The sequence below is a fragment of the Arcicella sp. GW458-12-2-14-TSB2 genome, assembly GCF_059423785.1.
Genome location: NZ_JBWKYN010000234.1, coordinates 1 through 7459, shown reverse-complemented (window position 1 = coordinate 7459; position 7459 = coordinate 1). Strand labels below are relative to the sequence as shown.

Here is a 7459-nt window from a genome sequence, read left to right as displayed (position 1 = left end):
GTATAAAGACAATATAAAAAGGACATACCCCTAATATATTTTTGTTTTTTATACTAAATATTTTAAATAATATTGTTATGAGAATTTTTAACATAAAAGAAGCAATTAAAAAACTTCCAAGTTCTGATAAGAGTAGAGTTGAAAAGGCTTATTATAAACTGTTTCCAAATGCAGCAGTAACTAGGTTTAGTCAGATTATTAGAACCTCCAGTTTCCAGTTCGATAGTTTAGAAGAAAATTCACTTTCAAAACTATTTGTAGAAGTTGATGGATTGTGGAAACTAAATTCTTCAGATGAGTTTTTTAAATTGATTGGAGAGGAAATACCAATGGTAATGCAATGAAAAGCCAATTAATTCCCATTGATGAAAATACGCAACTAATTGTAGGTAAAATTTATCCAGTTAGATGTGCAAAAATGGAAAGCGGTGCAATTGTACCTATTTTCGGAATTGAACATAGAGACCCCGATTTAGGGGTTCCTAATGAACATTTTCATATTGATGGTAGGTTTAATGTACCAAAATCAATTAAGTCATTTTATAGAATTAATGATGAAGGTAAAACCAATGCAATATTACCAACCAAAAAAGTTGATGACTTGGTTACTGTGAGTGAAATAGTAATTAAAAGGAAAAAATGTATTTCATTAACTAATGGTATTATTCCACCAGAAAGAGGAGAACTTTCAGAATTTGGACATCCAGTTGGTTTAAAGTATTATAAATGGTATGACAAATTTGTAGGGAAGGAAGTTAAAAATAATGTTTGTCCACATTTAGGTACAAAAATGGTAGAAAGGGATAGTGTTTTGGTTTGCCCACTTCATAATTTACGAGCTTGTAAAAGTAGCAATTCAATTATTCCATAAAGTTTTTAAACAGCAGATTAGAGCAGACGGTTAGCTCGCAGGCCTCATAAGCCTGAGGTCACAGGTTCGAGTCCTGTATCTGCAACCTAGGTGTAGAACATAGAATATAGGTGGCGGGATGCCTATCATCCCGCCCACTTTGTGGCACTTTAATAGTATAAATGGGCGTGGCCCGAATTCAGACGGAGAGGAAGTGGAAAGCTATATCCACATGATGTTAAATCAATCAAACGAGGGAGAGGATAGCACTCCCTCAAAACCGATAAACCATGAACATATCGATTGATTTGCCCGAAAATGCAGCTAGCTTTTTAGTAAACCTAATTCCAATTTGCCTAATACTAATGGCTTTTTTAGGTGGATGTGTATTAGCAGAGAAACACTTTGGCAAAGAATTAACAAGCGACTTGGATGATTAGAGAGATATGCAATTTTTTAGGTTATCTTATTTTAGCCTTTATGCTAGGCTATTTCTGTATTGCCTTATATCATTCAAATAAACGAAAGTTTTGACACATGAAATACTTACTAGGTATCATAATTATTTTTCTTTTGATAGGTTCACTTTTTTGTGAATCATTTATGGGTGCGATAGCCTGTTTAATCTCTGCATTTTGCCTGATGATTTACGCTATTATCAAATTTACACCCATACAATGAGCGATATTGTTAAATAGGTTTAGAGGTAAGATTATAAATCCCCTGACTTTGTTGGGGGTATTTATCTTTCAAACTTCAAATCTAATAAAGATAATATTTAGTGGTTAAATATTCTGATTACTCCCGATATGTTGTCGGGAGCTAATTTTAGCCACAAGATTTTATGAGTTATCTGATAAACTATACAAGGTTTATTGAGTTAAATCCCCTGACGTTGTCGGGGGCATTTTTAAAGAAATACTCTGGGGTGGGTGGTCGGCAATAGATAATTAAATAGTGGTGTTTAGGTAGGTGCATCTACTTATTCTGGGAACATGAAATGGCGGTTTCATTTAGGGGAGTTCGATTCTTACCCACCACTGCAAAGGTAGTAGAGTAAGTAACAGTAGTTTGGGTACTCTGGGGAGGCGTGAGAACCTCCCTGAGTTAAATTCTTAATTTTTAAACAAATTTTACAATGTATTCGACAGTCAAAGCAAAGTTTAAGTGCCTTTCTGTGACCGATTTTGGTACTCAGAAACAAGCAAAATTTACTGCCATTTATGGCAAAGAAGGTGAAAACAAAGATTTTACCAATTTTACTCCAGCTGGTGAAGTCAGCATTACCATTCAGTCCGATGCACCTGCATCAGAATTTTTTGAACCACAGAAAGATTATTATCTGACATTTTCAAAGGTAGATGATTCTACCAAAAAGGATTAGAAACAAAGCTATGTGAGGTGTATGGGAGTGTTATGTAAGCACTCCCTTCCTTTCATGAGACAGCAGGGAAAGACCGCCCCTAAATTTTTGTAAAATGTTAGCATCACAACCACAAGGTATAACGAATTTACCTAAACGGACTTATCAACCACAGGCAAAATCTGTAAAGACTGGCAACTCTTATTCCTTAAGTCCCATGCACGAGCGGTATCGGGTTTTTAAGGAAACGTATAATTCAACACGTTCGGACTTAAAGACCAAAATTAGGCTCACTAGAGACAGTGTTGCGAACAGGATTTTGTACGCTTTTTACAACAAATTTTATACTGCCGAAATCAAGCGTTGGGGAGATAAAAACCCCGAAATGTTGCCCTTTTTATCGTTAAACAACATCGATTTAAAAGAACGTGTAGGCGTAGAAGCCAATTCGACGGCTTGGCGAGCATTGAGTTTTTTAACAAAGGTTGACCTTGGCGAAGGGAAAGGCGTGTTACTGAAGAAGATTTTCAATGGCTATTATCAGGACTATACCATTTTCATTAATCCGTGGATTTTGACAGGTCAAATTATCGAAAATTGGGGTACAAAAGCGGAAAAAAAGTGGCAAAAATCTGAGAATTTTGAAGCTGAAAACCAACCGCCCCTTCCCCCTCTGGTTGCAAATTGCAATCCTCCTTTTATTAAAGGAACAATCCTAAAGGATAATACTACTATTAGTCCTAGTGGAAAAGCGGATAACTTTACAGTTACTCAGGAACAAGAAACAGGAACAAAGGTAGAGAGTCAAACTACTACCATCAATCCCTACCTAAAACGCTATTTGCAGGGGCAAGAAGCCCAAAAAAGCACCCAAACGGGGGGTGGTGACACAAATGAACAAACGCCTCGTAGCGAGCAAATAAAGGGTAATTACTTCGATAAGCCTTCTAATACACAAAAACAGGGTAACGGCATTCAAGATAGCAAAAATGTGGATAACTCTGTGGAAAACGCTAAAAGGCAGGTAGTTAGAGCGAAATCCATCGAATTGACCGTAGATTTTTACCGTTTTGCCATGCCAATTTTGTATCCAAAACACCGTGACAGCTCAAAAGCACAGCAAAAGTTAATTCTAAACACGATATGGATTAACTGGTTTAAACCTTATGTTGATAATCCGCTTTGTACTTCTAGCATTTTGGACGCATTGTTTGAAGATTTGAAAGAATTGGTTGTAATGACACAACAAGAGCTTGATAGTAAGCCTGATAGCTACATTCATGCTAACCCAGCAATCTTCTTTGATAAGCAAGAATTTAAGCATGGATTAAATAGAGCTTATGAAAAATTCAAACAACTAAAGTGGAATAAGGACAGGAAGATTTTAAGAAAAGCACAGTTATCTGTCAAATCAGGAAAAGTCCCTCCAGGAATAAAGAGTATCAAATCGATGATTGATTTAATTAATTACTGGAAGATTCACATTGATAAAATTTGTGTCAACAAACAATTGATCCTTAAATCTTTCAATGTGTTTTTAACAAACCCTAAAAATCTTTCACCAACCGGCTTAAAGATTTAAACCACTAAAAAATTGAGTACCTCTACCAAAGAACGACAGCCAAGCCCTGAAAATTCGCTGTACAGAGTTTGGTTAATATTAAAGAATGGCGAGACAAGAACGCATTACAGTTTTATCAATCGGCTGAACCCCAAAAAGGCGAAGGTATATATGAAATCTGTACATGAAAGAATTGAAGTTGGATACGGATGGCTCATTGATAATCAAACCAATGAATTATTAGAAGTATTTGACGAAGACCACTGGCGACAACCTACTGAATATGAACATTACCTTTTTACCACTAACAAACAATGACAAGTGTCCGTAATAAAATAGACCAAGAAGCAGTTTTTGCCCTATTCGCTAAAGGTAGAACAGCGGCAGAAGTAGCGAAAGAATTAGCGTATCCATCATCGACAATGCGAGTGTATCGCAACAAGTGGCAAACCGAAATTTTAGACAAAGCAAAGAACCTATCTAACACCAAAACGGAGGAAACGACATTAGCACAAGATGAGCAGATTAGTAGCGATAATTTGACATTAACACCTGACAAAGAACAAATTAACGCTAAAATTAGTAGCGTTTTAGTGTCGCAAGATGAGCGAAAAAGAGATAAGTCATGGTTGATACTAATTAACATCGGATTGATGAAAATCTATAGCATTAGTAGCGTTTTTAGTGTGTTGATACAAATGCACGACATTAACATTGTCGCTTTTTGTGTCGCTATTGTCGTAGTTTTTGCTCCGCTAATCATGCTGATACAAAACGTTAGTAGCACGCTAAGAGTGTATGCTATAATGATAATGTTGATAGTGTTTGCGATACAAGTATTGTTCTCAGCCATCAACTTTAATCTAAAAGTTAGTGCTGAATTTATGGATTCAGTGACGCAAGTAACGACACTCCAGAAGCCCAATTTTGTATTAACAATGGCTTTGCTAATGCCAATTTTAGAACTCTTATTTGAGATTGTTTACCTGAAAATAAAATATCCCGATGGCGACAGAACATAATTTTACAGAGGTACAACATTTAAGTAATAGCCAATTAAGTAAATTAATTCCAGTGGGATTTATTACGCTCAGGGATAGGAAAGGGCTGTATGTATATGTGTCTGATATTGATGCTTTAAAGAGCAAATTTGAAGAGGTAAACCCTTATTCATCCTTTAAATTTGAAGAAGGTCCTTGTTTATATTTTTATAGTATAAGCATTGCAAACATTGACCAAAATATGATTGCTGATGTCACATTTCAAGATACCTAAACGCCCAGGACATGCACAAAGAGAAGCTGAAAAGGCTATGCAGAAACAACTAATAGAGGACTACTTTGAAGGCTTGAAAATAGTGGATGTAGAGAGTGAGGTTGTTGAAAGTAGATTACTTCAAAAGAATGAAAATATAATTTATAGAATCAAGGTCACTTTAACGCAAACTTTTATACAATTATGATATTTAAGCAAAATTTTGTTGAACATATAAAGGAATATGGAATCATCAAGACGATAATAGTTTATTTGATTGCTTTCATTCTAATGGTAATGTTACTTCCTATCTTATTTATTGAGTATCACAGCAATAAAAAATCTTCAAAAAAGCCAGAATCTCTTGAAAAGCCACAAGATACGCTTCTTGAACAATTTATTAAAGAATTGATAAAGCGTAAAATTGATTTTGTATTATGCTTTCAAGGAACATACGGTGGATGGATAGAAAATGTACCTAATGAGGTAGATACTTTCCTTATCTTTTTCGATTGTGAAAATGATGTTTATTCTTTTACTGTAGCCAACAGAAAAATTACTACTATGGAAGAACTACTAAAAATAAAACTATTTACAACTGATTAAAATTGACCCTGATACTCTTTAATTTAAAATTTTCCCCAAAATGAAATTAATAGAATTACCTACCGAATTGCTTCAGCAAAATTCACTACGAAATGAAGCAGGTTTAACGGATACCCTACCAGATTGGGCATTGCATCAAATAAGATGTTTCAATCACCAACAATGGCTTTTAAAAAATCCTGATTTTACATTCACTTGTAAAAAAACTAATGAAAAAGTTACATTCAATCACCCAGATTTTCATTTTAGAATAAGCTTAGATGGCACCACTGTAGAGTATTGCTTATTTGTGCCAAGTGAATCTGGTCAAGGATTTGAAAAATTAGCATTATCACTTGATGGTAATGATGAAACCATACTTGCAATCCTAACATGAGCGGAAATAGATCACGAAAAATTGCTTTTAACTACTTTGGAGGAAAATTCACATGGTTAGATTACCTCTATCATCACTTCCCTGAAAAAGGTTCATTTTGTCATCTGTGTGAATTATTTGGTGGTTCGTTCGCTGTTTCGCTAAACTATTCTGGAGCTGTGATTAAGACAGCAAACGAGATAAATAATGATATCACCAATTTCTTTGAAGTACTTAGAAATCATGAACCTGAATTGATTCGATTACTACTTCTAACACCTTGTTCAAATTCAGAATACAACAATTGTTGGGAACATTCTGATAATAAAATAGAACAAGCCAGAAGGTTTTATGTAAGGGTTAGGCAGTCATTTTTTGGGTTAGGAGCTCAGAGAAAAAACAAGGGATGGCACATGGCAAAAACGCATAATAATGCCAAAGGTGGAGAAACAGTATCCAAATGGAATAATGCAATTGAAAAATTGCATGAAGTAGCTGAAGTACTAAGAGGGAATTTTCAAGTTACCAATTTTGATTTTGAAGATGCCATTACAAAGATTGACAGTTCCAGTACTTTTTTTTATGCTGACCCTCCTTATCCAGAAGAAACAAGGAAAAGCTTTAATGATTATAAGTTTGAATTTTCCACTGAAAAGCACATCATACTTTCAGAGAGGTTACATAAAATTGAAGGTATGGCCATGGTAAGTTCATACAACTCAGATTTGTATAATGATTTATACGCAGATTGGCGAAAGGTGGAATTACCAGTCAAAAAAAATAATATTAGGAGTTCTGAGGTTCAGGAAGTCATCTGGATGAATTACCCAGAATCGCAAGTAGGATTATTTTCAAACAAATATTAAAATTTTAAGCCTATGGCAACAAAACAATGGCTAACTGCCTATCAGGTAAAGCATTTGCAGTTAGAAGGAAAACTACCAAAAGAGGACTATCCAAGAGCAATTGAAACCTACCAGAAGAAAATTGATTTTTTGGATGAATGTTTGAAAGAGGCATCACCCTTTGATTATCAAACACTATTTGAAGATAAAGAACGCTTCATGCTTCTTCAGTCAATGCTTCAGACATCAGTAAATAATAATGAAATAAGCTTTACTGAATATTTAAAAAAATTACAATTCAACATAGATTTTATCCGAACATCATCATGAAATACCTACTAATTGCTAGTTCATACCTGTTAGGTTGGACAGTCTTGATTCCCTATCTGATTATAGAGAGAGCTACTAAAGTACTTTATTTAGTTATTCAAATTCTTTGGGAGTTTAAATTTAAAAAGAAGTGGCTTTCAATATTTTCCAATTACCACATTTTACTTATGTGGCTTATCATCCCTCTATTTTGTAGAGTCGATTCCCTCAAAAATGTATTCCTATTCAGGAATTATAAGTTTTGTAAACTTAACGAAGATAAGAAAGATTAATATCCTCAAGTATTGCTTTACTA

The 7459-nt window shown here is 34.6% G+C and carries 12 protein-coding genes and 1 tRNA gene; all 13 read left to right on the top strand.

All coding sequences use genetic code 11. The features are described 5' to 3' along the window. Window positions 1-77: 77 nt before the first annotated feature. A complete protein-coding gene (locus tag AC07XN_RS22335) occupies window positions 78-344 on the top strand; it encodes a hypothetical protein (RefSeq protein ID WP_494744663.1) in 267 nt (88 codons plus the stop codon). After that, window positions 341-871, top strand: a complete 531-nt coding sequence (locus AC07XN_RS22330; RefSeq protein WP_494744662.1) for a hypothetical protein — start codon at window positions 341-343, stop codon at window positions 869-871. Before AC07XN_RS22335 ends, AC07XN_RS22330 begins: the two co-directional genes overlap by 4 nt. Before the next feature lie 11 nt (window positions 872-882). Beyond that, window positions 883-956, top strand: a tRNA-Met gene (locus tag AC07XN_RS22325). 184 nt (window positions 957-1140) lie between these two features. Then, window positions 1141-1290: a hypothetical protein gene (locus AC07XN_RS22320; RefSeq protein WP_494744661.1), complete on the top strand. Its 150-nt coding sequence runs from the start codon at window positions 1141-1143 to the stop codon at window positions 1288-1290. Between the two features lie 698 nt (window positions 1291-1988). Further along, window positions 1989-2234 carry a hypothetical protein gene (locus tag AC07XN_RS22315; protein ID WP_494744660.1) on the top strand — a complete coding sequence of 82 codons (246 nt, stop codon included), beginning with the start codon at window positions 1989-1991 and terminating at the stop codon, window positions 2232-2234. Between the two features lie 94 nt (window positions 2235-2328). Beyond that, window positions 2329-3795 carry a hypothetical protein gene (locus tag AC07XN_RS22310; protein WP_494744659.1) on the top strand — a complete coding sequence of 489 codons (1467 nt, stop codon included), beginning with the start codon at window positions 2329-2331 and terminating at the stop codon, window positions 3793-3795. Window positions 3796-3807: 12 nt separating this feature from the next. Then, a complete protein-coding gene (locus AC07XN_RS22305) occupies window positions 3808-4092 on the top strand; it encodes a hypothetical protein (protein WP_494744658.1) in 285 nt (94 codons plus the stop codon). Continuing rightward, window positions 4089-4796, top strand: a complete 708-nt coding sequence (locus tag AC07XN_RS22300; protein WP_494744657.1) for a hypothetical protein — start codon at window positions 4089-4091, stop codon at window positions 4794-4796. The genes AC07XN_RS22305 and AC07XN_RS22300 overlap by 4 nt, the downstream gene beginning before the upstream one ends. Then, the gene (locus AC07XN_RS22295; RefSeq protein ID WP_494744656.1) at window positions 4780-5049 is read left to right on the top strand and encodes a hypothetical protein; all 270 of its coding nucleotides are present in this window, start codon (window positions 4780-4782) and stop codon (window positions 5047-5049) included. The genes AC07XN_RS22300 and AC07XN_RS22295 overlap by 17 nt, the downstream gene beginning before the upstream one ends. Window positions 5050-5232: 183 nt before the next feature. Next, window positions 5233-5634, top strand: a complete 402-nt coding sequence (locus AC07XN_RS22290; protein WP_494744655.1) for a hypothetical protein — start codon at window positions 5233-5235, stop codon at window positions 5632-5634. Window positions 5635-5674: 40 nt separating this feature from the next. Beyond that, the gene (locus tag AC07XN_RS22285; protein ID WP_494744654.1) at window positions 5675-6010 is read left to right on the top strand and encodes a hypothetical protein; all 336 of its coding nucleotides are present in this window, start codon (window positions 5675-5677) and stop codon (window positions 6008-6010) included. Then, a complete protein-coding gene (locus AC07XN_RS22280) occupies window positions 6007-6855 on the top strand; it encodes a DNA adenine methylase (protein WP_494744653.1) in 849 nt (282 codons plus the stop codon). The genes AC07XN_RS22285 and AC07XN_RS22280 overlap by 4 nt, the downstream gene beginning before the upstream one ends. A gap of 12 nt (window positions 6856-6867) precedes the next feature. Beyond that, entirely contained in the window at window positions 6868-7164 is a 297-nt protein-coding gene (locus AC07XN_RS22275) for a hypothetical protein (protein ID WP_494744652.1), read from the top strand. The last annotated feature ends 295 nt before the right edge of the window (window positions 7165-7459 follow it).